Below are 26,805 nucleotides of genomic sequence, written 5' to 3'. Positions count from 1 at the left end.
TATGCTTATTAAATGGATTATCACAGCACTTCTTTTAGTTATTCTTTACCACCTTTTTTATGCCCTATTCGTGATGCTCCAAGGAGCCGAAAAATCGAAAAACATGTCTCAAATACTGGGAAAGCGAGTGATATTTTCACTTTTAGTTATGCTTTGTATTACGCTTTCTAGTCAAATGGGACTGTTTAACTTCAATCCCCAGCCGAGTGCTAAATCACATACACAAACACAAACAAACATAGCCAAACAACATCAACAAAATGCCAATACCAAGCAGCAGCCTGAAACGCAAAATGTTGATTAGAGTCCAAATGTCCCTTTAGAATCCGCAACCACACCACCAATAACATCAACGCACCAAGCGTTACATGCATACCGTGAAAACCAGTGAGCATAAAAAACGTATTGCCATAAATACCTGAATCGAGTTTCAATCCCAGCTCAGTGTATGCATGTATGTACTCTTCAACTTGCAAGCCTAAGAAAACGAACCCCAATAAAATAGTCGCGCCCAAAAACACTTTTAACTTCAATCGTTCATTTTGTTCAATGGCTGTGTGGGCAAAGTGTAAGGTGACAGAAGAGGTCAGCAGAATAATGGTGTTTATTAAAGGCAGCCCTTGCCAGGGCATCGCTTGCGTAGCAGTGCCATCAGGCGTTGTTAAAAGCGGCCACAAAGCTTCAAATTGAGGCCATAACACTTCATTGGTCATCGCATTATTGCTGCTACCACCTAGCCAGGGTACGGCAAACATCCGAACGTAAAACAGGGCACCAAAAAATGCTGCAAAGAACATCACTTCGGAAAATATAAACCACCCCATGCCTTGGCGAAAAGATCTGTCCATTTGTGCGGAATAAAGACCACTCATAGATTCATCAATAACGTGACGGAACCAACCAACGACCATGCCAATTAAAATGACAATACCCGCAAACAATGTCCAAGCACCAGAACTGGCATCTTTGCCCAGTTGCATCACAGTTAACCCAGCTCCGACAGCAATGAAAAACATCGCAACAGCCCCCACGATTGGCCAAGGACTTTGCTCAGGTACGTAATAGGGTTGGTAACTCTTATCCATTTTGAGGTCCTCTTACTGGGTTTGTTTGTATTAAGTAATACTGTGAAACAAATTGGCTTTGTGTCTGCTCGCCACTGTATGCAGTTTCACTCTCAGTAATGTCGTATAAAGTGTAAGACAGGGTTAATTCCTGCACATCTTTGGGTAGTTCAGTGTCAACGTAAAACCGCAAAACAAATTCCATTGACTGATTTGCGTCTAATGGCTGTTGATCAAAGCAAAAACAAGCTAACTTATGTAAATATTTAGCAGCTTGCCCCGGAGATACTGAAGGAATGGCTTGCATAACTCTGGCGGTATCACTTAAGTTGTGCGCAACAAAACGGACTTCTGATAGCTTGCCTGGCTGAACGCTTACAGAATACTGTTGGGCTTTCACCTGAAAAGGGGCGCTACTTTTAGCATGCGTAGTAAAGCTTACCTCTACTTGCCGTGAGTCATCGACACTTGTACTTTGCTCCGCCACAACGAGGTCAACTTTCCCATTTAACCCTGTTATGTCACAAAACACGTCGTATAACGGTACTAACGCAAATGCAAAGGCAAACATGCCCAGCACCGTCAGAACCAATTTTTGTATCAGTGCCTTATGCATTAGTCCACCTTTGGTGGTGTTGAGAAGGTGTGGTATGGTGCAGGTGATGCCACTTGCCATTCCAGCCCTTCTGCACCATCCCATACTTTATCTTCAGCGGGCTTGCCGCCGGCGACACACTTAAACACGACCGCAACGAAGAGTAATTGGGATAATCCAAATGCAAATCCGCCCACACTAATAATGGCATTGAAGTCAGCAAACTGCAGTGCATAATCAGGAATACGCCTTGGCATCCCCGCTAAGCCAACAAAATGCATTGGAAAGAACAATACGTTCACACTGACCAGCGACAGCCAAAAATGCCATTGTGCTAGCGTTTCGTTGAACATATTTCCAGTCCATTTCGGCAACCAATAATAAGCGGCTGCCATGATGGAGAACACAGCCCCTGTAACTAATACATAATGGAAATGTGCTACCACAAAATAGGTATCATGATACTGGAAGTCTGCAGGCGTTATCGCCAACATCAATCCAGAGAACCCACCTAATGTGAACAGGACAATAAAAGCAATGGCAAACATCATGGGGATTTCAAAACTTATTGAGCCTCGCCACATCGTTGCAACCCAATTAAATACTTTGACCCCTGTTGGAACAGAAATGAGCATAGTTGCATACATAAAAAACAATTCGCCCGCCAATGGCATGCCTGTGGTGAACATATGATGCGCCCAAACGACAAACGACAATAAAGCAATCGATGAGGTGGCGTAGACCATAGAGGCGTAACCGAACAGCTTCTTGCGTGAAAATGTCGGCACTATGGTCGAAATAATGCCAAACGCAGGCAGTATCATGATGTACACTTCAGGATGTCCAAAGAACCAAAAAATATGTTGAAACATAACGGGATCGCCACCGCCCGCTGCATCAAAAAAGCTGGTGCCAAAATATTTATCGGTCAACACCATGGTCACGGCCCCTGCTAAAACGGGCATCACCGCGATAAGTAAAAAAGCAGTAATTAACCAAGTCCAGACAAATAACGGAAGCTTCATCCATGTCATGCCAGGCGCTCTCATATTCACTATGGTTACAATCACGTTGATTGCGCCCATAATAGAGCTGACCCCCATAATATGAACGGCAAAAACAAATAGCGCCGTATTGTCATTGCTATATGTGGTCGACAAAGGCGCATAAAATGTCCAACCAAACGCAGGACCGCCTCCTTCCATGAACAGAGATGCCAGCAAGATCGCAAATGCAAAAGGTAAGATCCAAAAACTCCAGTTATTCATTCTAGGCAGTGCCATATCCGGTGCCCCAATCATCATCGGGATCATCCAGTTAGCAAGACCGGTAAAGGCGGGCATGACAGCACCAAACACCATGACTAATCCATGGACGGTTGTCATTTGATTGAAAAAATGTGGGTCGACAAGTTGCATACCCGGCTGAAATAGCTCAGCGCGGATCACCATTGCCATCGCGCCACCGGTTAGAAACATCAGCAGAGAAAACAGTAAATATAAAGACCCAATATCTTTGTGGTTAGTAGTAAAAAGCCATCGCTTTAAACCCGAGGGTGCCCCATGATGTTCATGAGATACAGTTTGATCTTGCGCGGTAGTCGACATTACTATTTCTCCTTAGTCTCATCAATGAAGGCCTGTATTTGCCCAGGCTGAACTACCTCTTGGGAATCATTCCCCCAACTATTTCGCTTGTATGTGATCACGCCAGCTATTTCCGTCAAGGTTAATTGCTTTCCAAATGCTTGCATTGCTGTGCCAGGGCGGCCATTGACCAATATATCAATGTGCGATTTGAGCTCGCCATTGACAACAGGGCTGCCCTTCATGGCAGGAAAGACACCAGGTAAACCAAGCCCTGTTGGCTGATGACAAGCAGCACAATATGCCATGTACACTTTCTCTCCCGTTGCCATCAGCTCATCTTTAGACAACGTAGCGCCAACGGATGCGGCTTCAACCTGTTCAGCCTTGGCTTTAGCCTGCTTTGCGTCTGCAAGCCACAAATCGAAATCATCGGGTGAACGCGCGTCGACCACAACAGGCATAAAGCCATGGTCTTTACCGCAAAGCTCAGCACATTGACCTCGGTATAACCCTGCTTCATTTACTCGAGTCCAAGCTTCATTAATAAAGCCCGGATTAGCGTCTTTTTTCACTGCAAATTCAGGGACCCACCAAGAGTGGATCACATCATCTGATGTCAGCAAAAAACGTACTTTTCGATCGGTTGGGATAACCAAAGGTTTATCAACTTCGAGTAAGTAGTGCTCATCTTTTTCTTGCAAGTTAGCAATCTGATCTTTAGGCGTAGATAACACTGAGAAAAAGTCCACATCATGGCCCATATACTCGTAATGCCACTTCCACTGAGACCCTGTAACCTTAATTGTTAAATCAGATTTGCTGGTGTCTTCCATGGCTATCAAAGTTTTTGTGGCGGGGATTGCCATCACAACCAAAATCACAAAAGGGATAGCAGTCCAGATAATCTCGACTTTAGTACTCTCATGAAATTGAGCAGGCTTCGCGCCTTTCGACTTACGGTGATGAATTAGCGCCCAAAACATCACTGAAAATACAATAACGCCTATCACACAACAGATGAGAAAAATTGTCATGTGTAGCTGATAAACCTCGTTACTTACATCCGTTACCCCCTGACGCATGTTGTAATCACTGGCAACGGTGGTAAAACTCACCAAAATGAGAATTAAAAAATTGAACAGCTGTGCTTTAGCAAGATTCATGTGACGTCTCCGAGCCCTTATATTTTTAAACTCAAAGGGTTTTTATTATTGGATGACTGTCAAAAGGCATTTGTTGCCTAAACTGCATGACTTCTTTAACGATTAGTAAAAAAACAATCAGCTTGCAAGTTTTGTCTGCGGAATTGTCACAACAGGTTTGAGTGTTTACTTTATGACTGAAAACAGCTTAAAGACATTGAACAAAGTGAGAGATAAAGCATATAAAGATTGGATGTAACTAGTATAAACAGTGGGGTAAATAAGAAGCTATGACCTTGCTTGCAGAGCAACATAGACCATATGTTGCTCGGTCAAACTGCTAAACAATTAAATTAGCAAGTTTGGCTGCCTGTTTGATGATCTGTGCCTGTGACAACGCACCTGTCTACTGTATGTCTAGCAGTATTACAGCCAAACGTATCGTAATCGTAAAAACCACCGCCAGCGACTTTTGGCGTTACATCTTGTGCAATTGATTGACTATTTTCAATCAACGATTTTAGTTTTGGTTTTTTTAGCATAACATTAATTTTTATTCCCTTTTAAATCATAAAATTAACCAAAAAAAACACCGTTTAAAACAGTACAATAATTAAAAACATTATTCTTATTAAAATTAAATGTAACTAAAAATAATTGATTGAGCCAGTTCTAAGAAATAAAAACGCCATATTAAAAAACGAAGAATAACTCAAGTAAAAAATCTAATGCGAAAACGCTATAAGTGGCAGCAGCAAATACAACGCTACTGCCAACAAAATTGAAGTCAAAATTTCAATATCTTGTGTTTTATATCTACAAGCGTAATCGTGTATCGTGTCTGTAGTTTAAGCAGTTCCTGTAATCACACAAAATTGTCCATTTTCAGGAAAAGTGTGACAGTCCGTTGAATCGTTATTGCATGCAGCTGTATCAGGCAAACATCTATAAGTTACATAGCTACTACCGCCAGCAATATTTGGCGTCATATTATCCGCAATTGAGTTACTGTTTTTGGTAAGTGATTTTAATTTGGTTTTTTTTATCTTCATATTCATAGTGTTATTCCTTCTTCTCAGTAAAAATTTATATAGTCGCTTCACTGTCATCGTAAATTTCGCAAGTGTAGTAAAGCCTGCGCTTGTCATGTCACAAAATTAATATTGGTTAGGTGCCATATTGCAGCTGTATCAGGCAAACACCTGTAACTAACATAGCTTCAACCGCCAGCAATCATTGGCGTCACTTTTTACTCTATTGAATGACTATTTTTATTTAACGACTTCAATTTTGTTATTCCTGACTTATATATGCCCGTTCCTTTTTATAGAACTAAATTAACGTACCCAGAAAAAGACCAAAAATCAACAGCTCAAAAACAACGAATAAAATGGGGAAAAAAATTAACATTAAGCACATACACTTATGAATAAAAAAATAGAAAAATAGAAAAATAGAAAAATAAATTTAAAAATTGAAAAGGAATCAATATTAAAAAGAAGCATTAAATCACAAAAACACTTTACAATTACTAGGAACCACCAAATAAAAATCCAACCTAAAAAATATCTTTAAATATAAAAATGATAAAAAAGTAGAAGAATGGATTAATAATGAGAGTTTTTAAATAAATACTTAACAAGAAAATTAAATATAAAACAGTAATAGAAGGACAAAAATTATAGCCCAGATAGTACCGAGCTATAAATGATATAGCCAGTGAGCAAACAAGTTGCTCACTAATAGGTTTATTAATAAGGTGAAGTACCTGTAATATTACATGCCATACCCGGCTCTGGAGCAGTGTGGCATAAATCAATTTCACAATTCGTAGGCTGCGTTGGCTCATAAGTACCACCGCCACCTGGACGACTGCTACCGCCAGCTATATGCGGGGTCATACCTTTACTGATTGAGTTATGGTTTTTAGTTAATGACTTAAGCTTTGTTGTCTTTAGTTTAATATTCATTTTCTTATTCCTATTTTTTATAATGTCCAATTTAAAATTACCCATTTAAAAAACAAACCACAACTAAATAGACCTTATAAAAAACACAAACTTTCCTAAATAAAAAATAACCTTTCAAAATAACAAATTAGACAAAAAACCATTTAAAAAATGACTCTTAATAAAATTAATAAAAACAATGCATTTCTTCTAAATATTTTCTGATTGAAATACAGCTAAAAGGTGCATCGCAATCATTTTCATAGTTTGCTCTTCCTCTTCATGCCCAGTTGTCACTATCATTAAATCTAAATCATCTATCAAAACAATATATTGACCTCCTCCACCCTGTGCAGAGCGAGTAAGATAACGCTTATCACCAATCAGCATTTCGGCTTGCCACCAGTAATAGCCATAACTTGGCAGCTTAACTTTATCCCCAGTAAAGAAGATATCGCTTTCATTAAATGCCACTATTTTGTTGGTTGCTTTAGCCAAATACTTTTTGGGGATCAATTGCTCCCCCAGCCACTGTCCGCCAGATTTAACTAACAAACCGAGCTTAACCATATCCCTTGATGTCAACGCTGAACCATATGCACCGATAGGCAAACCGCCGTCTCCTTCATGCCATTGGTAATTGACAACCCCTAATTTGCTAAAAAGTGCCTGTTCGATAAATGCTTTCGCACCACCGGGCACCACCTTATTGAGCACAAGCATTACAAGTGCAGGATCTTCGCTTTGATAATTAAAAATTTGCTTTGAGGGTTCAATTGGTAATGACGATGACAACAACGCTTGCAACTGAGTATGAGTGCTTTCCCCCCCGATCTTTGTGCTTAACGCCGCATATAATTCGCGTTTAATGCGTAACCCTGATTGCATCGTTAAAGCTTGATGCAAAGTAATGCGCTTAGCCCCTGGTGAGAACTGTTCCGAATTCAAGTCATTGAAAAACGTTACAATGGGTTTGTCCAAATCCGCCATTGTTAAATGACCAAGGGCAATAGCCCGGCCCAGAGCTAAGCTCAGTATTGCTTTAGTAACAGACGCTTGGCGATGAAGTTTATCAACTCGTCCCTGTAAGTAATAAGACTCAAAAATCAGTTTATCTCCCTGAACGACCAGCAAACTATCGTATTTGCCAAACTTTTGCGTGTTTATGTCCTTCACAAATTCATTGAGCTTGGCTTTATTAGCATTGGTGCTATCAAATTTAGCAACTTGAATACCATCATTTAACTTCTCTGGTGCATAACTAATATAAGGTACCTCAGGTTGAGATAACTCTGAACGTGGCAGCACCTGATCTTTTGCCTCGGCCCTCAGTGTTTCTGACGTACTAGCCGAAGCCGACACAATTGTCACAGCCAAAACAAAAATACCACTCAATATGATCAACCATTTATTAGTCAGTTTATTAACAAGTAATGTCATCGGACTCTCCCTCACACTCAATTTATTTCAATACACAAACAACTTTTTATAGATTTGATAACCATGAAATACCTCTCGCTACCGTCATGGCCACCGCTTGTGCGTGATCTCCTTCCATCACTTCATGTGTTAGAGATAAATGACTTTGCTTGTGTGCATTTAATTTAGAAAGCAGAGCATCAACATGTGTTTTAAGACGGGCTTCTTGATCGCCATATGAGATAAATACATTTGCTTTAAGCTGTTTCTGTTTACTCAGCAATTCGCTTAAATAGTCCACGCTACCACCTAAAGCCGGGCTCCCTAATATATAGTGATTAAAAGTGTCCGGTTGTGCCGCTAAAGCGTACACCCCAAATTGGCCACCCAGTGAATAACCAAAGTAGGTGCGCTGTTGTGGTAATGTGCGATATAGTTTCTCAACCGTGGGGATCACCTCATCGCGAATAAAGGCAAGGTGCAGCTTTGCCTGACCAAATTGATATTTGCTTTGACGCACTTTATCTTTAGAAGAAACCGCAGTGTAATCACGGAAACGGCTAGCATATTCAACAGCTTCGGCCTTAGTTGCTTTATCTATGTCTTTTTGCCACGAAATACCCACTAAGATCGCGTCTTCCATCAAAAACCGCGTAGCAGATGTTAAGAAATCTATATGCCACACTGCGTCAGTATAATAAATTACCGGAAAACGGCGTTTGGGATCTTTATCATACTCATCAGGCAGCTTAATCAATAACTCATATTGCCCATGTTGATGATGATTTTTAATGGGCACCACCTGTGTATTTGGCATGGTGTATGGCTCAAATTCAGTGGCCTGTATGCTAAAAAAAGGGATAAACGCAAGCAGTAATATTAAATAGTTTTTCATCATTCTCTTCCTCAATTGCGCAAACTGCGCTGGTTCATATTCAGAATTTAAGCCTCAGCATAGCGAGCAGAAAATGATTTACATGGGGTATTGCTGACGTCTCGCTGACGTCTTATAGATATCCTAATGGAAAATTAATTAGTATTTTTTTCATGGTGTTATGTTTGAACTTCAAAAGACAAATCGGTATGTTTATTTGATTAACTGTGTATTCAAGCATTTTCCCTTTGATAAACCTGAGTAGGATAAATCATGCAGCAACAGTATTGGGTTGACGACTTTTATATTGATGTATCTCGAAATCAGATCACCTATCAAGATCACACCCAAACGCTGGCACCTAAGGCGCTGGCTGTCCTTACTGTATTGGCAAGGCATCAAGGTGAGGTATTAAGCCAAGACACTTTACTTGACGCAGTCTGGCCGGACGTGATCGTATCTCCCAATACCCTGCAACGCAGCATTGCACAGCTTAGAAAAGCATTTGGTGATGATGGTAAAGCACAAGGATTCATCAAAACTCATGCTAAGCAAGGCTACAGCTTAGAGGCAAACGTTCAGTGGGATAACAACAAAACCAAAGCAGCGTCCCTCTCTAACACGGTATTATCAAGCGATGCACAGCTAGAACACGCTTTACCACCGCAACAAAACACTCCACAGAATGATAAAAACAGCGCCTCTACATTCAAGTTCACATATGCTGCAGTTGGAGGTTTGCTTGCTATAGGTGCTCTAGCACTACTATACAAACCACAGCCACAAACTCTAAATATCACCAAACTCACGGCACTCACCGCAACTGATAATAGAGAAAATGCGGGGATCTATTCACCTGATGGCGACTATGTGGTGTTTCATCGCTATGAAGACCGCCTTTGTATCAACAATATTTGGGCCAAAAACACGCAAACTCAAGCCGAATTTCAGCTCACACAACAGCTCAAGTCAAACGGTACACATACCTTCTCTGAAGATGGCAAAACCCTATACTTTGTACAAGAGCAAGATTGTCGACAGCCCATTACACAAAAGCTATGTTACCAGCTAATGAGTTTAGACTTTGCCAAATCCCTGATATCCCCCCAACAACCTACAACCCTCATGGAGTGTAAAAACTCTCGGCTGCGTGCACCTAACTGGATGAAAGGCGGTAGTCTGGCGTTATTGCAGCAACATAATACAAGGTGGGAGTTGATCCGTTATGCAATAGATAGCAAAGAAAGTCAGATAATATATGGCTCAGAGGATGATAACGTTATTTCCTATGCGTATTCCAAAAATGAAAACCTGATCGCTCTGACCACAGTTAATACCAATAACGAATACCATCTCGTACTTGTTTCACCCCAAGGACAAGTGCGTTCAAAAACAGCCATTCAATACCCGCCAGAAATCGCACAATATCGCTTTATTTATCCCAGCTTCTCACCGCTTGATGAAAAACTGGTATTCAGCACTGGACGGCAGTTATTCACGCTCTCCTATGATGGGCAGATTGAAAACGTCAGCTTACCTTTGGACGAACCAATGGGGTCACCAAATTTTCACCCTGACGGCGACCGCATACTAGTGATCAAAGGCTTTTATGATCGAGATATCGCCTCTTTCTCCTTCGCCCAACCAACCACGGTTACGGCACAGACAGACAATACTTTTCCTCAAGCAAAATTCGATATAATTGAGCGCTCGATTTCATCAGAAGGGAGTGCAGTATTTCAACCAAATGGTGACAAGCTGGCTTTTCGCTCACAGCGCTCTGGCATTGATCAGGTTTGGATAAGTGATGAACAAAGCAGTCAACAGCTCTCAAACTTTGCGATGGACAGCTATATTGAGGGATTGGTTTGGTCCCAAGATGGCCAAAGCCTTATGGCTAATTCAGCGAAGACGTTGTACCAACTTGCATTAGATCGCAGCACTCAACACTTTGCTTTCCCCGTGCCCATTGAACAACTTTTTGATTGGGATAGCGAACAACAAACAGCACTGGCCAATGTCCGTGTGGCAGGGCTGATCCAATTTGCAAAACTCGATTTACGAGCATTAACCTATACGATTCTCCAAGAGGCACCAGTTAATTGGGCACAGTACAGTGACAATAAACAGGTTATTTATACCGATCAGCTCGACAGGTTTTGGCAAACAGGCACCATAGAAGATACTTTAATCGACTCCCTCATCGCCCAAGGCAGTGATAAACGCTTTGTGGTTGAAAATAACACCTTGTATGGGATCAATGAACAGTTTCAATTTTGGCGCTATCACCTGACTAGCCAGAAACTCGAAGTGCTCTCACACTTGCCAAAAACCCTCGACTACCTTACCGATGTGCGAGGTTCAACGGCGTTAGTATCATTGCGTATAAATGCTAAAAAAGAGCTCGCAGAATTGGCGCTGGAACAATAATTTAGTCGCTTTAAAAAAGCAAAAACCCAAGCAATTGCTTGGGTTTTTCGTATTAGCTTATGAGCTAGGGGATGATTACATCATACCGCCCATACCGCCCATGCCGCCCATACCGCCCATGTCTGGTGCAGCAGCTGCTTCATCCTTTGGAATTTCAGCAACCATGGCTTCAGTTGTGATCATCAGACCCGCTACTGACGCTGCGAACTGTAGTGCAGAACGCGTTACTTTAGTTGGGTCAAGGATACCCATTTCGATCATGTCGTCGTACTGGCCGTTTGCCGCGTTGTAACCGTAGTTACCTTCGCCTGCTTTTACAGCGTTAACAACAACTGACGCTTCGTCACCTGCGTTTGAAACGATTTGACGAAGTGGCGCTTCCATCGCACGTAGTGCAACGTTAACACCGTGGTTCTGATCTTCGTTGTCGCCTTCAAGGCCAGCGATCTTGCTAGCAACACGAACTAGTGCAACACCACCACCTGGTACCACACCTTCTTCAACCGCTGCGCGAGTTGCGTGTAGTGCATCTTCAACGCGGTCTTTCTTCTCTTTCATTTCAACTTCAGTTGCTGCGCCAACTTTGATTACTGCAACACCGCCAGCAAGTTTTGCCATGCGCTCTTGTAGTTTTTCTTTGTCGTAGTCAGACGTTGCTTCTTCGATTTGCGCTTTGATTTGTGAAACGCGGCCGTCGATAGCTGCTTGCTCACCAACACCATCGATAATCGTTGTGTCGTCTTTAGTGATAACAACGCGCTTAGCTGTACCTAAATCTTCTAGTGTTGCTTTCTCAAGCTCTAGACCGATTTCTTCCGAAATCACAGTACCGCCAGTTAGGATAGCGATGTCTTGTAACATTGCCTTACGACGGTCACCGAAACCAGGCGCTTTAACTGCAGCTACTTTTACGATGCCACGCATGTTGTTCACAACTAGTGTTGCCAGAGCTTCACCTTCAAGGTCTTCAGCAATGATAAGTAGTGGCTTGCTTGTCTTAGCAACACCTTCTAGTGTAGGGAGTAGTTCACGGATGTTAGATACTTTTTTGTCTACAAGTAGAATGTGTGGGTTGTCTAGCTCAACTTGGCCTTTTTCAGCGTTGTTGATGAAATACGGAGATAGGTAACCGCGGTCAAACTGCATACCTTCTACAACGTCTAGTTCATTTTCTAAAGATTGACCTTCTTCAACTGTGATAACACCTGATTCACGGCCTACTTTTTCCATTGCTTCAGCAATGATGTCACCAATTTCTTTATCAGAGTTTGCAGAGATAGTACCTACCTGTGCAATTGCTTTTGTATCAGCACATGGTGCAGAAAGTGCTTTTAGCTCTTCAACTGCTGCAACAACAGCTTTGTCGATACCGCGCTTAAGATCCATTGGGTTCATACCCGCTGCAACAGACTTAAGGCCTTCGTTTACGATTGCTTGCGCAAGAACCGTTGCAGTTGTTGTACCGTCACCAGCTGCATCATTTGCTTTTGACGCAACTTCTTTAACCATCTGTGCGCCCATGTTCTCAAACTTGTCTTCAAGTTCAATTTCTTTCGCTACAGATACACCATCTTTAGTGATAGTTGGTGCGCCGAATGACTTATCAAGTACGACGTTACGACCTTTAGGACCCAGTGTTACCTTTACTGCGTCAGCTAATACGTTAACGCCCTGAAGCATTTTAGTGCGAGCGTCACCTGCAAAACGAACTTCTTTTGCTGCCATGTTTTTATTCCTCTAAATTCTTTTCGTTAAAAGCTACTGTGTTTTTCTTACAAGCTACTGCTTAGCCAACAATACCTAGGATATTGTCTTCACGCATGATCAGGTACTCTTGACCTTCGATCTTTTCAGTCTTTTCAACATATGAGCCGAAAAGTACTGTGTCACCTGCTTTTACTTCTAGTGCTCTTACTTCACCACTGTCCAAAACGCGGCCATTACCTACAGCAACAACTTCACCACGAGTTGATTTTTCAGCTGCTGAGCCAGTCAATACGATACCGCCAGCAGATTTAGTTTCTTCTTCTAGACGCTTAACAATAACGCGATCATGTAAAGGACGAATGTTCATTGATTTAGTTCTCCTAACTTTTCTGAACAAGGACAGAATAAACTGTTTACTCAGAGTGAGTCGCGGCCCGATTAACGGCGCTAACACGACTCTCTGGATTAATTTGTAACTTGCAATTCTAGATGGGGGTGGATATTTAAAACCCAAGAGAAAAAACTAAAAAATTTTAATCTTTTCTCTGATATTCACCTTCAATGGTGGTAGACGATTGCGATTCTGGCTTTGGCGCTTTGCGCTCAAATGGGTCAAACTTCTGCTCTTCGAAAGGAGGCTGTGCATCTTGATGCGCTTGAGACTGGCCAAAACCTTGCCCAAACATACTGCTCTGCGCAGAGCTTTGCATTTTCACACTGGCTTGTTCAATCAGTGTTTTGGCTATTTTTTCGCGAATAACTGGCGTTAATAGCATAAAACCTATGGCATCTGTCATGATCCCCGGCGTCATCAAAAATACACCAGCGATGATCACACACAGCCCAGTAAATAAATCTTGCCCAGGTAACTTACCTGACGCCATTTGTTGTTGCACGTTAGAGTACGCGCCTAAGCCCTGCTGTTTGACCAACTTTGCACCTAAAATTGCGGTGGCAATCACCAGCGCGATGGTCGCAAACCCACCAATTACATCACTGACTTGAATAAGCAGCGCAATTTCAACAATGGGTACGACAATAAATAACAAAAAAAGAACTTTAAACATAGATTCTCCAAATAAACTGAAATAGATGTATGGCTTGTCAGGTCTAATTTCAAGCTTACAGTCAGCATCTATTTGTACTCTGGTGATGACTTACTACGTCGGTTTAGCAGCAAAAGTCTTTGTTAGAACAAAACCGAGTTTGAAAGTTCAGAGTATATAAATGCAACTCAACGAGCACACCTTGGGATCCGGGTTGTCATTCGTTACTATAAGGGCACCACTAACTTAGTCGGCAAAAACACGATGAGTACCCCGTATAGAATGGTCATGACGACTTGTGATAGTCAAGACAATGCCCGCCACATTGCGGCGCATTTAGTTTTAAATAAATTAGCCGCTTGTGTGAACATCTTGCCCAAAATAGAGTCAATCTACGTGTGGCAGGGAAAAGTCACCCAAGATGAAGAAGTTAAACTACTAGTCAAAACAACATCCGCACTGGTTAGTAACGTCATTGATGCGATCCAAGCTGAGCACAGCTACGACGTACCTGAAGTACAAGTGATTGAAATCACTGATGGCTCGCAGCAATATTTTAACTGGATGGAAGAGGTACTAAATTAATGCGACTGACGACGCTCCTATTTTCTTTTATAACGCTGCTATTTATAGGCAGCTTTCAAGCTGTGGCCAATAACTCGGTCTTAGACAGCTTATTAGAACCAAAACAGCAAACATTTTTACCCGTTGATCAAGCCTTTGAGTTTGATTTTGACCAGCAAGGTTCTGTGTTATTCACTGGCTGGGATATTGCCCCAGGTTACTATATTTACAAACATAAGCTGGAGTTTATTGCCAAGGGCGCAGACATCAAAGTACCTGAGCTAAGCACAGGCAGAATGATTGAAGATGAGTTTTTTGGCCGCACCGAAGTATACTTTGACGAACTTTCTGTGGTCTCGAAGCTGAGCAATATTGGCCAAGATGCAGTGGTTAAAATTCGCTATCAAGGCTGTGCGGAAGCTGGACTGTGCTACCCACCAGAGATCATTGAGATCCCACTGACTGCATTGGCTGGTGCAACAAATACAGTCGCCAAGCAAGCTGAAAGTGATGCTAACGCACAACAAGCAGCGGCTAAACCGACACCACAACCAAAAACAATTAACAACAATGATGACGGCGAGCTGTCTTTCAGCGATAAATTGGCGCAGCAAAGCTTTGTTACCAACTTAGGCGCATTTTTCTTGGTGGGTGTTTTATTGGCATTCACGCCTTGTGTATTCCCAATGTTCCCGATCCTATCGAGCCTCATTGCTGGTCAGCAAAACCTATCTACCAAAAAAGCATTTTCCCTGTCATTTGTGTATGTGCAGGGTATGGCGGTTACGTATGCAGCTCTGGGTCTGGTTGTGGCTTATTTTGGTGGCCATATCCAAGGCTATATTCAGCACCCAGCTGTACTGATTAGCTTCAGTATTTTGTTTGTCATTTTAGCCTTTGCTATGTTTGGTTGGTTTGAGCTAAAGCTGCCAAGTGGCATGATGAGCAAATTAACAGAGATCAGTAACCAGCAAAAAGGCGGCAATTATACCGGCGTCTTTATGATGGGTGTGCTATCTGGCTTAATCGCCAGTCCTTGTACGACCGCGCCGCTGTCTGCTGCACTATTATATGTTGCGCAAAGTGGTGACTACCTTGTTGGCGGCTTGACTTTATATGCGCTGAGCTTAGGTATGGGTCTGCCACTACTATTATTGGGCACCTCAGGCGGCAAGTTGCTCCCCAAAGCAGGCGGCTGGATGGAGCAAGTGAAAACGCTGTTCGGTTTCTTAATGTTGTTTGTGCCACTAATTTTACTCGAGCGCATCTTAGACTTTGACATTATTGTAATGCTGGCTTCAGTATTGGCCATTGCCACCGCGCTATATCTACATTATTGGCAAAGTGCGCAATCACAAGGCAAAGGCAAAACCTTCTTATGGGCGCTGTCGATGACCTTATTTGTCAGTGCCTTCTTTATGGCAAAGTCTGTGCTTTTCCCTGCACCTCAACCACAGGTTAGTGTTGCTGCCGGTGTGATGGAAGAGAAAAAATTCCGTCTTATCGAAGGATTGGAGGGACTGCACAGCGAAGTGGCCAAAGCTAACCAACAAGGCAAGATTGCCGTCGTCGACTTATACGCTGATTGGTGTGTGGCCTGTAAAGAGTTTGAGAAGTACACCTTCCCAGAGGCGCAAGTACAGGCTGAGTTCCAACACTTTGAGTTATTAAAGCTCGACTTAACTGAAAGTAATGACACCACCTTTGAAATCATGGAGTTCTTCACCGTATTCGGCTTACCAAGCATGCTGTTCTTCGACGAACAAGGCAACGAAATCCCCGAACTGCGCGTAACTGGCTTTATGAATGCAGAAGACTTTGCAGATCACCTACGTAAAGTACGCAATTACCAGTAAATCCTTCCCTCTTCCAACAGCCTATTTAAGCAACAGACTTAAATAGGCTGTGCTTTATCTCTGATTAGACCAGTATTTTGCTGCTATTTACCTCGAACACTCTATAATAGTTCACGAACGTGAGAAATATTTGCTATTTACCGCGCAAGCGCTTAAGTTAGACACAGCAAGAGACAAAAAGTCTCGTTATTTCCCATTTAAAGGAATTTCACGCATTATGTCAGCAAATTTTAAGGTTTTAGTACTTAATGGTCCAAATTTAAACATGTTGGGCCGTCGCGAGCCAGACAAATATGGCACACAGACCTTAGCTGAGATAATGCAGTCACTGACAAAGTGCGCAGAACAACACAATGTGGTGCTGACTCATTTTCAGAGCAACAGTGAAGCAGAGCTTATCAATACCATCCATGACCATTATGGCAAAGTGGATTGTATTATTATCAATCCAGCGGCTTTCACACACACCAGTATCGCCATGCGCGATGCGTTGCTCAGTATCAGCGTCCCATTTTATGAAGTGCATATTTCAAATGTGCACGCACGTGAGCCGTTTCGACATACCTCCTACTTCTCGGATGTAGCGAAAGGCGTCATATGTGGATTAGGTGCAATTGGCTATCAAGCGGCATTAATGGCAGCGATTGACCAGTTGCGCAAACAAGATAACTCAAATTAACTAACAGGCGGGCCAAGTTATGGATATTCGCAAGATTAAAAAACTAATCGAACTAGTAGAAGAATCAGGTATTGCAGAGCTAGAGATCACCGAAGGTGAAGAATCAGTACGTATTAACCGTCACAGCAGTGCACCGGTTATAGCTCAGCCTCAGCAATTCGCAGTACCAGCACCTGCAGCGGCACCAGTAGCAGCCCCTGCGGCGGCGCCAGCAGCTGACGCGCCAGCAGAAGCAGCAACACCAGCAGGTCACCAAGTTAAGTCTCCAATGGTTGGTACTTTCTACTCAGCGTCTTCTCCAACAGCTGCGGCATACGTTGAAGTTGGTACAAAAGTAAACGTTGGCGACACGCTTTGCATCGTTGAAGCGATGAAGATGATGAACCAGATCGAATCTGACAAGGCAGGTACTGTTAAAGCTATCTTAGTTGAAAACGGCGAGCCAGTAGAATTTGATCAGCCACTATTCATCATCGAATAATTCCCAAGAAGGCAAACACTATGTTAGATAAAGTAGTCATTGCGAACCGAGGTGAAATTGCACTTCGCGTATTGCGTGCCTGCAAGGAGCTTGGGATTAAAACGGTTGCAGTACACTCAACTGCCGACCGTGACCTTAAACACGTTCTACTTGCAGACGAAACAATTTGTATCGGTAAACCAGCTGCGTCTGAGAGTTACCTAGATATTCCTCGCATTATCGCTGCGGCAGAAGTAACAGACGCTGTTGCTATCCACCCAGGATACGGTTTCTTATCAGAAAATGCAGACTTTGCTGACCAAGTTGAGCAAAGTGGCTTTATCTTTATCGGTCCAAAGGGCGACACAATTCGTCTAATGGGTGATAAAGTTTCTGCAATCGAAGCAATGCGTAAAGCTGGCGTACCGTGTGTACCTGGTTCTGACGGCCCACTAACAGAAGACAACGAGCGCAACGTGCAAATCGCTAAGCGCATCGGTTACCCTGTTATCATCAAAGCAGCAGGCGGCGGCGGTGGTCGTGGTATGCGTGTTGTTCGCTCAGAAGAAGAGTTACTAGACTCAATCGCACTGACGCAAACTGAAGCACAGCAGTTCTTCGGCAACGGCATGGTTTACATGGAAAAATTCCTAGAAAACCCACGTCACATCGAAGTACAGGTACTTGCTGACGGTCAAGGCAATGCAATTCACTTAGGTGAGCGTGACTGTTCAATGCAGCGTCGTCACCAAAAAGTAGTTGAAGAAGCGCCAGCACCGGGTATCACAGCAGAAATGCGTAAGTTCATCGGTGACCGTTGTACACGTGCATGTATCGAAATCGGTTATCGCGGTGCAGGTACATTCGAATTCCTATACGAGAATGGCGAATTCTACTTCATCGAAATGAATACACGTATTCAGGTAGAGCACCCAGTAACTGAAATGGTTACAGGCGTTGACCTAATCAAAGAGCAGCTAAAAATTGCTGCCGGTCAGCCTCTATCAATCACACAAGATGACGTTGTGATCAAAGGTCACGCTATCGAGTGTCGTATTAACGCTGAAGATCCAGAGTCATTCATTCCGTCTCCAGGTAAAATCACGCGTTTCCACCCTGCAGGTGGTCTAGGTATTCGCTGGGACAGCCACATTTACGCTGACTACACAGTACCGCCGCACTACGACTCAATGATCGGTAAATTAATCACTTATGGTGAAAACCGTGACGTTGCAATCGCCCGTGCTCGCAATGCATTAAACGAACTTGTGATTGACGGTATCAAAACAAATACACCGTTACACAAGAAGATCTTAGCGGACGAAAACTTCCAAAATGGTGGTACAAACATCCACTATCTAGAGAAGAAGCTAGGTCTATAATCGATGTTTTCGTAAAAAAGCCGGTTTATACCGGCTTTTTTGTTTTTCAATCCAGCACTTTTTTGCTTTTTTATTAATCAATTGAACAAGATAAGTTATATTTTTCCACTTTAGCTAGTGACAAGTGGCGCAAAAATTCATATACTGCCAGCGCTTCAAAAGATTGTTTTCACACAATCGATGAAAATGGCCCTATAGCTCAGTTGGTTAGAGCACCCGACTCATAATCGGTAGGTCCCTGGTTCGAGTCCAGGTGGGGCCACCATTTTTCTCAAGTAATACCTAATATTCTCCTATTAAATAAGATTTCATTAGTCAAACTTTTACTATTATTGTCCTAAATTAAATTTCAACGCTGACATAACCAATGCTTACGTGATTTTTTCATTGATAAATGCAGTATTTTTATTTTCTTTTATAACTTTATATTTAAAGTATGTATATATTGTAGTTGTATTAGCTGCTTACTGATTAAAGCTGGAGACCACATGAGAAAGTGGACACCACCGCCCTTTAAAATATTTGTCAGTTGCCAATATTTGAAATATGAAGGTAGGGGTTTACCACAGTAAAACTTTGTCCGATTGTGACCACAGTGGCCCCCCACATGTTCAAACTACTTCCTTTGCCCGCCAGGTGCTTTTTCTTTAATTGAACGAGCCCATTGAGTATTTTCTTTAGAAATCAAATTTTCTACTCGAGTTACAAATTGATTAAAAGCCTCATCGCCATCATAAGGCCTAGTATTTGTCATAAATAAATACTTTTCATGACGCAATGTTTCACAAGTAGTTCGGTACATGAGCCAATTCTCTTGATACTTATTCAGAGAGGCTAACCCAGCACAAATAGCAATCACAACGCCCAATGCACCAATTACAACCGTTCCATAAGGAACAGATTCACTATAACCCGCAATAAAAGGGATTATGGCTGCACTCACCAATTCAATGACTCTCAGAGATTTAAACCACCTTTGATTAGATTTACTTTTAGTGTCGTACCAAGTGATTTGATCCTCTAACCGCTCTATTAAGTATTGTTCTTTATCCATGACATAACCTTTCATAAATTTCCCCAATGCCTCTAGCTACAAACTATTTGTTTCAAAGTGCTTTTTCGCAACGGAGTTATTATCAACCTTTATAATCAATTTTGAACCAAAGGGGCTCATAACTAATATTCGCTTAGTTTAACTGACTGAGACTAAAACTTCTTTTTAAACTCAATAATTGTGATTAGTACGTCCTTTGTAATGAAGCTGCATGACTCATGGTACGCAGCTACCGTAAGGTCTCTAAAATTATTTGAATTCATTGATACTATAACTTTCATAATTCCTAATTACGAAATGTATACTGAAATCAAAAAGCCCGTTCTGTTAAACTCTGCATTTGTGATCACATCAATTATTTTCTTTTAGCTCCACACCCCTTTCATATCAACCTTTGCTTTTTTTTAGAGGCCAGTACAACTACTCGTCAGTCAAATTTCAGAAACCTGTGCACTCAACAGTGCAGCAGCTCTAACCGTTGCCAGAGTATTTTGCTGTAGTTGTGTTAGGAGTTTACGCAGCAATCTATCGTTCATCACAGTGTGGTCTTTTGTGATCGATAAAACACGACCATAAAGCCAGATAAGATAGGATTCAAATGCGGCGTTGGGGTACGCTAATTGCCCTGAAACTTCAACAGTAAGCTGATTATCAAATAGCAGCTTAGGCAGTATTTTTTGAAGTTGGCGGGGATGTGTTTCCAGCAACCTTTCCAGCAATGGGTGAAACACTGACTGATTGCACAAGAAGCTAAACGTACCTATATCGCTATTATTGTCAGCCCAGACAATTACCCTGTCTAACAAGATGTCTGTCACCAGTGAAGGCAGAGCTTTTGAGTTTTGCGGACTTAACGATTGCACTATGGCTAACCATTGTGTTTTTTCGATGTCTGACATGAAATCTCGGACCACTGTTGCTGTCGACTTTTCATCCAACTGTTGTAATTGTACCGCTGAGGCGTGGTTAACGAAATAAGCAAAAGCTTCAGGATTACGCACTAACGCATCAGGCTCTGACAAGATACTTCCTGCCAGAGCAACAAGCTGAGGGTGGTATACCTGCTTGCTAAGAGCGCCTGACAGTAAACTTTCTCCCTGATTACCATTGCCTAGTTGTTGCGTAATTAATTTGGCCGCAACGTCACTTTGCTTATCTAGTGGGAGCCAATATAAATGATTTTCAGCCGCTATTAATTGCGTACTGTTTTGAATTTTTCCAATGATGATGTCTATCACCTCATCACTGTTACTGATATAAGCAAAGAGAATAGCATAAGCGGGATCATGACTAAATATTTGCTCTACGACATGAACTTGGTAAACATTGGGTAGATTTTTTGCCAAGGCAACAATGACAGATTGATTATAAAGCTCAAAAGCCAATATATGGGGTATTAGGCGATCAATAAAAGCCTCACTCCATGCCTTTTGACCAAAAAGCGGAAGCAGATAGAGCAAGCGTGTTTCGAACTGCTCCGATGCCACCGGCAAGCCGTCAGAAGGAGCTTGTAGCAATGTCATTTGCTGTTCAAGTGACAGCGTATCAAGCAAGTTACCCAAAGGAACATCGATAATGCTTTCCCAAAAGGTGTCACGTTCAGCGGAGGGACCCAGACCAAATGACAAACGAATCGCACTTTGTTTCAGCCCTGCCAATCTTTGTTTTATGATCCTATCAACCATAGTTGAATGCATATCCCAATCAAGGTCTCTCGACTGAGCTAAAAGGCTTAAATAGTTGGCATAAACCTGACTCAATATAGATAAGCTCATCGATTTATCTGCCTGCACATCCGCAATGGCTTTTTCGACTAAACTTATTGCCACCTTTGTATTATCTATTAATTGAGTTCGCTGCAAGGCGAGCAACAAAGCCGCTTTTTCCGGTATTTCCGCTAAACCGTAATGGACCTGCCCATTGATATGTTGTTGAAGAACCTCCTGTATATATTCCCAAGCTGGCTCAACCTTCAGATACTGCAAGTATTCGATGACGTTAACCGAGGCGCCTATTTGAGCCGCTTCCTGTATACTCACTAACCGCTTGGTCAGGCCTATCTGTGACTGAACGTCAAGTTGGTTGAGCTGTAAGTTGTATAGAACGGCTTCTAGCAGGTAATACGGTGGCCACTGCTGTTGTTCAATCCATTGCTTCAGCGCTGACATCAATTGCGTATGTTGAGAAGGAAAAACCATGTCTTCAAACAGCATTCGTGGAGGCTCAGTGAAGTACTCTTCTTCATATCCATGCAGGGTTGCAAGCTGAATAAAATGAAGAGCGGCTTGAAACCGTTCATTAGGTGACCGCTGACTTAGCCCGGTAACAATAGCGCTCTGACTATTATGGTCAAGTGCTGTTGCCGTATTAGTTGATAGGAATGCCAATAACTTATCATTAGGAGCCCGAGCGACAAAATCCGTTAGTACCAGCTTGGTTTTATCGTCGAAATCATTTAACTGTGCTTTTGCTACTGCAGCCACGTAATGCCAATGTTGGCTGAGTTTGGCCAATGTTGCCCTTTGTACGTTATTTTCCCACTGGATTGCTGCGCTCAATGGCTGTGAGGTCAATATGTTGGAAAAAGCGCCCAGCTGGGTTAGCTCGCTTGCCAGTAGCCCCATTTGGTCCAGTTTAGGGGGCTCATTTCCTTGAAGGTTTAATGCCAAAAACAGGTTTCGGTTAGCAATATCCGCCAACCATTGCAGCGCATCTTTGTCATCTGAAGTGAACAGGCGGCTCTCATAAGCTGAACGCCACAATGTATAGCCCTCCATCCCCTCAAGACTAGAGTGATTTTGAGCAATTAGGGCTTGTAATTTTTCACTAAGTCGCTTTTTCACATGCGCTCTACGAGCTGAGTTTTGGGATATGCTGTGGTCATGCCACAATCTCCAATCATTCAACCCTTGACTCAACGTCATTGCTTCTGTGATTTTATGCGCAATATGCTCGTTTAACTCAGTCCGGGTGGAGTCGGTATTTAGGACCATCATAGGGCTTAGTTTATCCCATCGCTGCAGCAAGGTTACAACTTCAGCCTGCTCGGCTTGCAATAGAATACTTTCCGAGCTTCGGTAATCAAAAAAGTAGTAGTAGTTAACAAAACTAATGCATAGCAGGGTCGCAACGGCATTAGCCACTGGCTTGACTATGCGCTTGAGTCGCTTGAGTCGATTGGGCCATGCATGCCATTGGGCTGCCATAACCGTCAGGTGAATCGTTAGTTGCGTTTCAAATTGCTCAGAAGGTAGTTGGTGATATAAAAACCCTCGACCTTCCAAATCTTTTTTGAAACCTTCTACACCCTGGTGCGGCTTAGTTTGTCCTGCCTGATTAATAAAATAAAATAGGACTTCTGAAGGTTGGCGCTTGGACTTTAATTCCTCTAAAGCCGATTCAAATTCTTCAACGGTGCCACTTTTTGCTGCCGCCGTCGGAGTACCGAGACGGTTTTTCATAAAACCAAGGTAAATATCATAGTGATCGAGATCATATCGCTTCATGATCTGGTTGATCCTAAGCTGAGTATTATCTGGCTCGCCAGCACCTGGAGGGATTTCTTCCCACATGATCCGCTTGAACGTTAACCTATTTTTCTTTGCTTCAGGTGAGCCATTCAGCCTTTCGATTACACGTTTGGCCGTTTCGCGTTCTTGCAGACAATCACCAGGGGAGGAGATGAATATATTGATAACCGTTTGCTCTGACATGTAGCTATCCTTAATGAGGGTGTCGCCTCAATAAAATATCCTTTAAACCAAATCCGTTCGCAAGTGCAAATTATACCGTTTAGTTACATGTTTAGGAGATGCACAATCGGCACTTTTTTTGTACATACTCTTCTATTTGGTAACAATCAGTGAGCTACAGGGTCATGACTTCAATAAAAATTAAAACTCCATGGTGTCGCCATGTTTGCAACGAACTCTCAGATAGAGAAACAACCTTTTTAAAATTATTAATAACTTACCTTAACTATTTTAGTGATTCTCTTTGCCAAGTATTCCACCCAAAGTGGGCTGTTCCGCTTTTAACTCTTCAGGCTTGTGAGTTGCTTAAAAACGGCTATTTCGGGCGTTAGGCTGCTCTCTACGTCTAAAATAAGTGGTAGACTATTCTTGCCATTGCAAGTCACCACCACTTTGGCGTTCATTTTTTGGTAGTTTAATAATGCGGTAATATGAAAGCACTATAGATATCAATCCAAGTTATTCGGTAAGTATTGCTGCCAAACTTCAACGGTAAAAGGGTACTGCCCTGTGACGTCAATTCGACTTCGCCAAAATTGCATCGCGCCGGTGTTGATCCCTTGGTAAGCAAAGATCACATCCGCCACCAGCCTATCGCCACTGTGATTAATATTCACGTCCACCTTAACCAATTGATAGCCATTAGGGTTTGGGCCATCTGAACGGCTTTGATAGCACAGATGATAAGAATTTTGGTAAATAGCTGAGTTATTATAAAGGGCATAGTTCAACGCGCGCGTGGCATCGGTATCACCGGAAAAGGTGTCCAATGATGTGATCTCAGTAACCAGACTTTTAAACTGGGCATTATTATGGCTTTCACTGTGAATAACGTCACTAAATGGCAGCGCACTGACTGGCACTATGGTGTGCACTAACAGATCACCTTGCGCCAATATTTCACCGACAATGACAACCTGTCCTACCTCATTATTTTGGGCACGCCCCAGCGCAGAAATACATTGTGTAAGCAGCGCCTCGGTTGAGATGACGAGTGTATACAACTGTTCATTGTAGCGGTTGTCAAATACCCACTCCATACTGCGTGCAATATAACGATTGGTGCTGACGTTTAAGCCTTTAAACAAGGTCTGATATAGCTGAGTGTTGCGGTTGAGTCGTTGCAGCGCAATGTCGTCATTGATGTTTTTGAGCATGGGCAAAGGCGTACCATGCTTATCCATGAGGCTGTTTTGATACAGTTCTTTCTCTAAGTTCAGTGATGGAAACTTGGCATTGATGTACCCCACAGCATAAACATATCGACTCATTGCCCCACTATAATTAATGTCAATTTCTTCAGCGATCATGCGCTGAGCGGTATCTGACTGATGTACCGGTTTGTTAGGCTGAACTGGCATTGGTAGCGTCATGGTCGCCTCCTAATTACTTTTAGCAAATGGTGCTAATCGGGATGAAACAAAAGGATACTGATTGGTCACATCTATATTGCAGGCATAGCGACTGCGATCCGAACTACTCAAAATAAATTCGTAAACTTGGCGAGTCGGCTCCGAATCTTGCACTTGCACATGTATTGCCAGCACATCCTCGAGTAAAAGCTGTTGATCACTGCCCACGACAATCTGATAAAAGTGACTCTTAAAATAATTACCCGCTCTGTCTTGCCCACTTAAGCCTGTGGTTGGCTTCAACGTAGGCAATGCCAACTGACGATTAGCAGGTTGACCATCGGCCAGCACCGGAATACTAATGTCTGCGGTATTGATCAGGTGCTTGACCTTCACCATAGGCAGCATGTAATCCGCCCTGCTATTTGGCATATCAAAGCCAACCAACCTGCCATTCATCACGTAGTCGTCTTGTAGATGATTAGTAGTATCAATCAACGCATCAAGCTGTGTGGGCGTATCAGGTATCAGGACGTAAGAATCGACGAGGTTAATTGTCAGTACCCAAGTTGCCTGCTGCGCCAGATATAAAAAGGGCCGATAAGTGAGATCCGGTTGGTTATCTGCCGTCACCTGATAACTAAACACCTTATAAAACTCATCCGGGTTGGCCTTTATTGATAATGCGGCAGCCTCGTATTGTTTTTCGAGATTCAGTGTCGGAAAGCTCGGCTGTATTTTGCCAATGGCATATACCAGTTCGCCGTTGGCTTGATTAGAAGCACGCTGCACAGGGGCTGGCGCGCAGACATTGTCTGGTGTGTTCATTGTACTTTTTCCTTTGCATTAGCCAGAAGCAATCATTGTCTGAAGCGGCATGAATGGCTGTATCTCTGTATTGATAAAAGGATATAACCCACTGACATCGACACGCAGAAAATAATAGTGATGCCGTGGTGACGCATTTTCTTTATAAGTCAATGTAATATCCACCAGTTGATGCTCAGATTGTGGGTCAAAGTGGGTAAACGCAATACGGAGCAACGAGGCATTAGGTATCGCATTCGAACCTGTCAGCATCTTATGGGTTTGCACATAGATGTCAGGATAGCGAAAGGCCACAAAGTTTTTAGCCCGATCATAATCATTGCGGCCAAGGTTTGGCTTTAATTCCAACTCTCTGATCACATCCTGAATAGCGTTGGTTTCAGCACTCGAAATTTGTTGTATCGTATTGTGCAAGTCAGTCAGCGTATGATGATAAACCTGCTGACAGATCACCTCAGGTAACGCTAAATCATTTTGAGCAGCGCTTACATGGCCAATCACACATGTGTAAATCGGTTCGAGCGTATCTGAAGGGGGTTTAAGAGCCGCAATGAGTTGTTGTAATTCAACGGGCGTTGTTGGCATCAATACATAGCGAGGTTGTTGGTCGATATGCAGTACCCAGTCTACTTGCTCTGCAAGATACAAATATTTATCACGGGCAGGGTTAGTGACTGGTAAAGCCTTATTGGTAAACACTTCATAGTAGGCTTTCTCATTGACACCAAGATCCATGGCCACACTCAAAAACTGCCGCTTAATGCCTTCATTTGGAAATACAATGTTCAGCTGACCCAATGCATAAATATAGTCATGGGCATTGCGCTGAACAGACGGTGGAGCTTCATTGGGTTGCAACTGTAACGGCGCCGTCTGCTCCTGCTCTATATCCAGCTCAGGTTGCTGATCTGATAATGCCATTGCTTCGTGGGTTACCTCTGGGATTACCAATGACTCGTTTTGCGAAGGCGCTTGGATATCCTCTGATTGCTCAGTGTTTGCAAGTGTAGGATCCATTGGCGCGCCATCATTATTTTGTTCGCTCATAATGGTTTCTCATAGC

24 protein-coding genes and 1 tRNA gene are annotated in these 26,805 nt (G+C 42.7%); 8 read left to right on the top strand and 17 right to left on the bottom strand.

Annotated features, from left to right (window positions below):
• The first annotated feature begins 1 nt into the window (after position 1).
• A complete protein-coding gene (locus N477_RS26655; protein ID WP_081216403.1) occupies positions 2-304 on the top strand; it encodes a DUF2909 domain-containing protein in 303 nt (100 codons plus the stop codon).
• Here the strand turns inward: N477_RS26655 and N477_RS01020 are convergent.
• The 9 genes from N477_RS01020 to N477_RS00980 all read right to left on the bottom strand — a co-directional run bounded on the left by N477_RS01020 (position 210) and on the right by N477_RS00980 (position 8,656).
• On the bottom strand, positions 210-1,085 hold the full coding sequence (locus N477_RS01020; RefSeq protein ID WP_063361253.1) for a cytochrome c oxidase subunit 3: 876 nt from the start codon (positions 1,083-1,085) through the stop codon (positions 210-212). The two genes, N477_RS26655 and N477_RS01020, sit on opposite strands and share 95 nt — an antisense overlap.
• On the bottom strand, positions 1,078-1,680 hold the full coding sequence (locus tag N477_RS01015; protein ID WP_063361254.1) for a cytochrome c oxidase assembly protein: 603 nt from the start codon (positions 1,678-1,680) through the stop codon (positions 1,078-1,080). Before N477_RS01015 ends, N477_RS01020 begins: the two co-directional genes overlap by 8 nt.
• The gene (gene ctaD, locus N477_RS01010) at positions 1,680-3,266 is read right to left on the bottom strand and encodes a cytochrome c oxidase subunit I (protein WP_063361255.1); all 1,587 of its coding nucleotides are present in this window, start codon (positions 3,264-3,266) and stop codon (positions 1,680-1,682) included. The genes N477_RS01015 and ctaD overlap by 1 nt, the downstream gene beginning before the upstream one ends.
• Positions 3,267-3,268: 2 nt before the next feature.
• On the bottom strand, positions 3,269-4,411 hold the full coding sequence (gene coxB / locus N477_RS01005) for a cytochrome c oxidase subunit II (protein ID WP_063361256.1): 1,143 nt from the start codon (positions 4,409-4,411) through the stop codon (positions 3,269-3,271).
• A gap of 332 nt (positions 4,412-4,743) precedes the next feature.
• Positions 4,744-4,932 (bottom strand): hypothetical protein, encoded by a 189-nt coding sequence (locus N477_RS01000; protein WP_063361257.1) that lies wholly within the window; start codon positions 4,930-4,932, stop codon positions 4,744-4,746.
• Between the two features lie 306 nt (positions 4,933-5,238).
• A complete protein-coding gene (locus tag N477_RS00995; RefSeq protein ID WP_063361258.1) occupies positions 5,239-5,448 on the bottom strand; it encodes a hypothetical protein in 210 nt (69 codons plus the stop codon).
• 693 nt (positions 5,449-6,141) lie between these two features.
• The gene (locus tag N477_RS00990; RefSeq protein ID WP_063361259.1) at positions 6,142-6,360 is read right to left on the bottom strand and encodes a hypothetical protein; all 219 of its coding nucleotides are present in this window, start codon (positions 6,358-6,360) and stop codon (positions 6,142-6,144) included.
• A 189-nt stretch (positions 6,361-6,549) separates the two neighbouring features.
• Entirely contained in the window at positions 6,550-7,779 is a 1,230-nt protein-coding gene (locus tag N477_RS00985; RefSeq protein WP_081216404.1) for a serine hydrolase domain-containing protein, read from the bottom strand.
• Positions 7,780-7,825: 46 nt separating this feature from the next.
• Entirely contained in the window at positions 7,826-8,656 is an 831-nt protein-coding gene (locus N477_RS00980) for an alpha/beta hydrolase (RefSeq protein ID WP_081216405.1), read from the bottom strand.
• 249 nt (positions 8,657-8,905) lie between these two features.
• Here N477_RS00980 and N477_RS00975 point away from each other — a divergent pair, with 249 nt between their 5' ends.
• Positions 8,906-11,062: a winged helix-turn-helix domain-containing protein gene (locus tag N477_RS00975; RefSeq protein WP_063361261.1), complete on the top strand. Its 2,157-nt coding sequence runs from the start codon at positions 8,906-8,908 to the stop codon at positions 11,060-11,062.
• A gap of 75 nt (positions 11,063-11,137) precedes the next feature.
• Here the strand turns inward: N477_RS00975 and groL are convergent, their stop codons facing one another.
• From groL to N477_RS00960, 3 genes are all read right to left on the bottom strand, one after another.
• Positions 11,138-12,787: a chaperonin GroEL gene (gene groL / locus N477_RS00970; RefSeq protein ID WP_063361262.1), complete on the bottom strand. Its 1,650-nt coding sequence runs from the start codon at positions 12,785-12,787 to the stop codon at positions 11,138-11,140.
• A 61-nt stretch (positions 12,788-12,848) separates the two neighbouring features.
• Positions 12,849-13,136: a co-chaperone GroES gene (locus tag N477_RS00965; protein ID WP_023400700.1), complete on the bottom strand. Its 288-nt coding sequence runs from the start codon at positions 13,134-13,136 to the stop codon at positions 12,849-12,851.
• A gap of 166 nt (positions 13,137-13,302) precedes the next feature.
• Entirely contained in the window at positions 13,303-13,836 is a 534-nt protein-coding gene (locus tag N477_RS00960; RefSeq protein ID WP_063361263.1) for an FxsA family protein, read from the bottom strand.
• A gap of 243 nt (positions 13,837-14,079) precedes the next feature.
• Here N477_RS00960 and cutA point away from each other — a divergent pair, with 243 nt between their 5' ends.
• From cutA to N477_RS00930, 6 genes are all read left to right on the top strand, one after another.
• Positions 14,080-14,400, top strand: coding sequence for a divalent-cation tolerance protein CutA (gene cutA, locus N477_RS00955; RefSeq protein WP_063361264.1), 321 nt, complete (start codon positions 14,080-14,082; stop codon positions 14,398-14,400).
• Positions 14,400-16,235, top strand: coding sequence for a protein-disulfide reductase DsbD (locus tag N477_RS00950; RefSeq protein WP_063361265.1), 1,836 nt, complete (start codon positions 14,400-14,402; stop codon positions 16,233-16,235). Before cutA ends, N477_RS00950 begins: the two co-directional genes overlap by 1 nt.
• Before the next feature lie 217 nt (positions 16,236-16,452).
• Positions 16,453-16,914, top strand: a complete 462-nt coding sequence (aroQ, locus tag N477_RS00945; RefSeq protein WP_063361266.1) for a type II 3-dehydroquinate dehydratase — start codon at positions 16,453-16,455, stop codon at positions 16,912-16,914.
• 19 nt (positions 16,915-16,933) lie between these two features.
• The gene (accB, locus tag N477_RS00940; protein ID WP_063361267.1) at positions 16,934-17,395 is read left to right on the top strand and encodes an acetyl-CoA carboxylase biotin carboxyl carrier protein; all 462 of its coding nucleotides are present in this window, start codon (positions 16,934-16,936) and stop codon (positions 17,393-17,395) included.
• Positions 17,396-17,415: 20 nt separating this feature from the next.
• On the top strand, positions 17,416-18,756 hold the full coding sequence (gene accC / locus N477_RS00935) for an acetyl-CoA carboxylase biotin carboxylase subunit (RefSeq protein ID WP_063361268.1): 1,341 nt from the start codon (positions 17,416-17,418) through the stop codon (positions 18,754-18,756).
• Positions 18,757-18,944: 188 nt separating this feature from the next.
• A tRNA-Ile gene (locus tag N477_RS00930) sits at positions 18,945-19,021 on the top strand.
• 351 nt (positions 19,022-19,372) lie between these two features.
• Here the strand turns inward: N477_RS00930 and N477_RS00925 are convergent.
• From N477_RS00925 to N477_RS00905, 5 genes are all read right to left on the bottom strand, one after another.
• Positions 19,373-19,810 carry a DUF4231 domain-containing protein gene (locus N477_RS00925; protein ID WP_063361307.1) on the bottom strand — a complete coding sequence of 146 codons (438 nt, stop codon included), beginning with the start codon at positions 19,808-19,810 and terminating at the stop codon, positions 19,373-19,375.
• A gap of 431 nt (positions 19,811-20,241) precedes the next feature.
• Positions 20,242-23,523, bottom strand: coding sequence for a DUF4062 domain-containing protein (locus tag N477_RS00920; protein WP_063361269.1), 3,282 nt, complete (start codon positions 23,521-23,523; stop codon positions 20,242-20,244).
• Between the two features lie 488 nt (positions 23,524-24,011).
• A complete protein-coding gene (locus N477_RS00915) occupies positions 24,012-24,935 on the bottom strand; it encodes a hypothetical protein (RefSeq protein ID WP_063361270.1) in 924 nt (307 codons plus the stop codon).
• A gap of 9 nt (positions 24,936-24,944) precedes the next feature.
• Entirely contained in the window at positions 24,945-25,742 is a 798-nt protein-coding gene (locus N477_RS00910; RefSeq protein ID WP_063361271.1) for a hypothetical protein, read from the bottom strand.
• An 18-nt stretch (positions 25,743-25,760) separates the two neighbouring features.
• A complete protein-coding gene (locus N477_RS00905; protein WP_063361272.1) occupies positions 25,761-26,789 on the bottom strand; it encodes a hypothetical protein in 1,029 nt (342 codons plus the stop codon).
• Positions 26,790-26,805 lie beyond the last annotated feature (16 nt).

Source organism: Pseudoalteromonas luteoviolacea H33-S (assembly GCF_001625695.1).
GTDB classification, from domain to species: domain Bacteria; phylum Pseudomonadota; class Gammaproteobacteria; order Enterobacterales; family Alteromonadaceae; genus Pseudoalteromonas; species Pseudoalteromonas luteoviolacea_B.
This window is presented reverse-complemented; position numbering and strand designations above follow the sequence as displayed.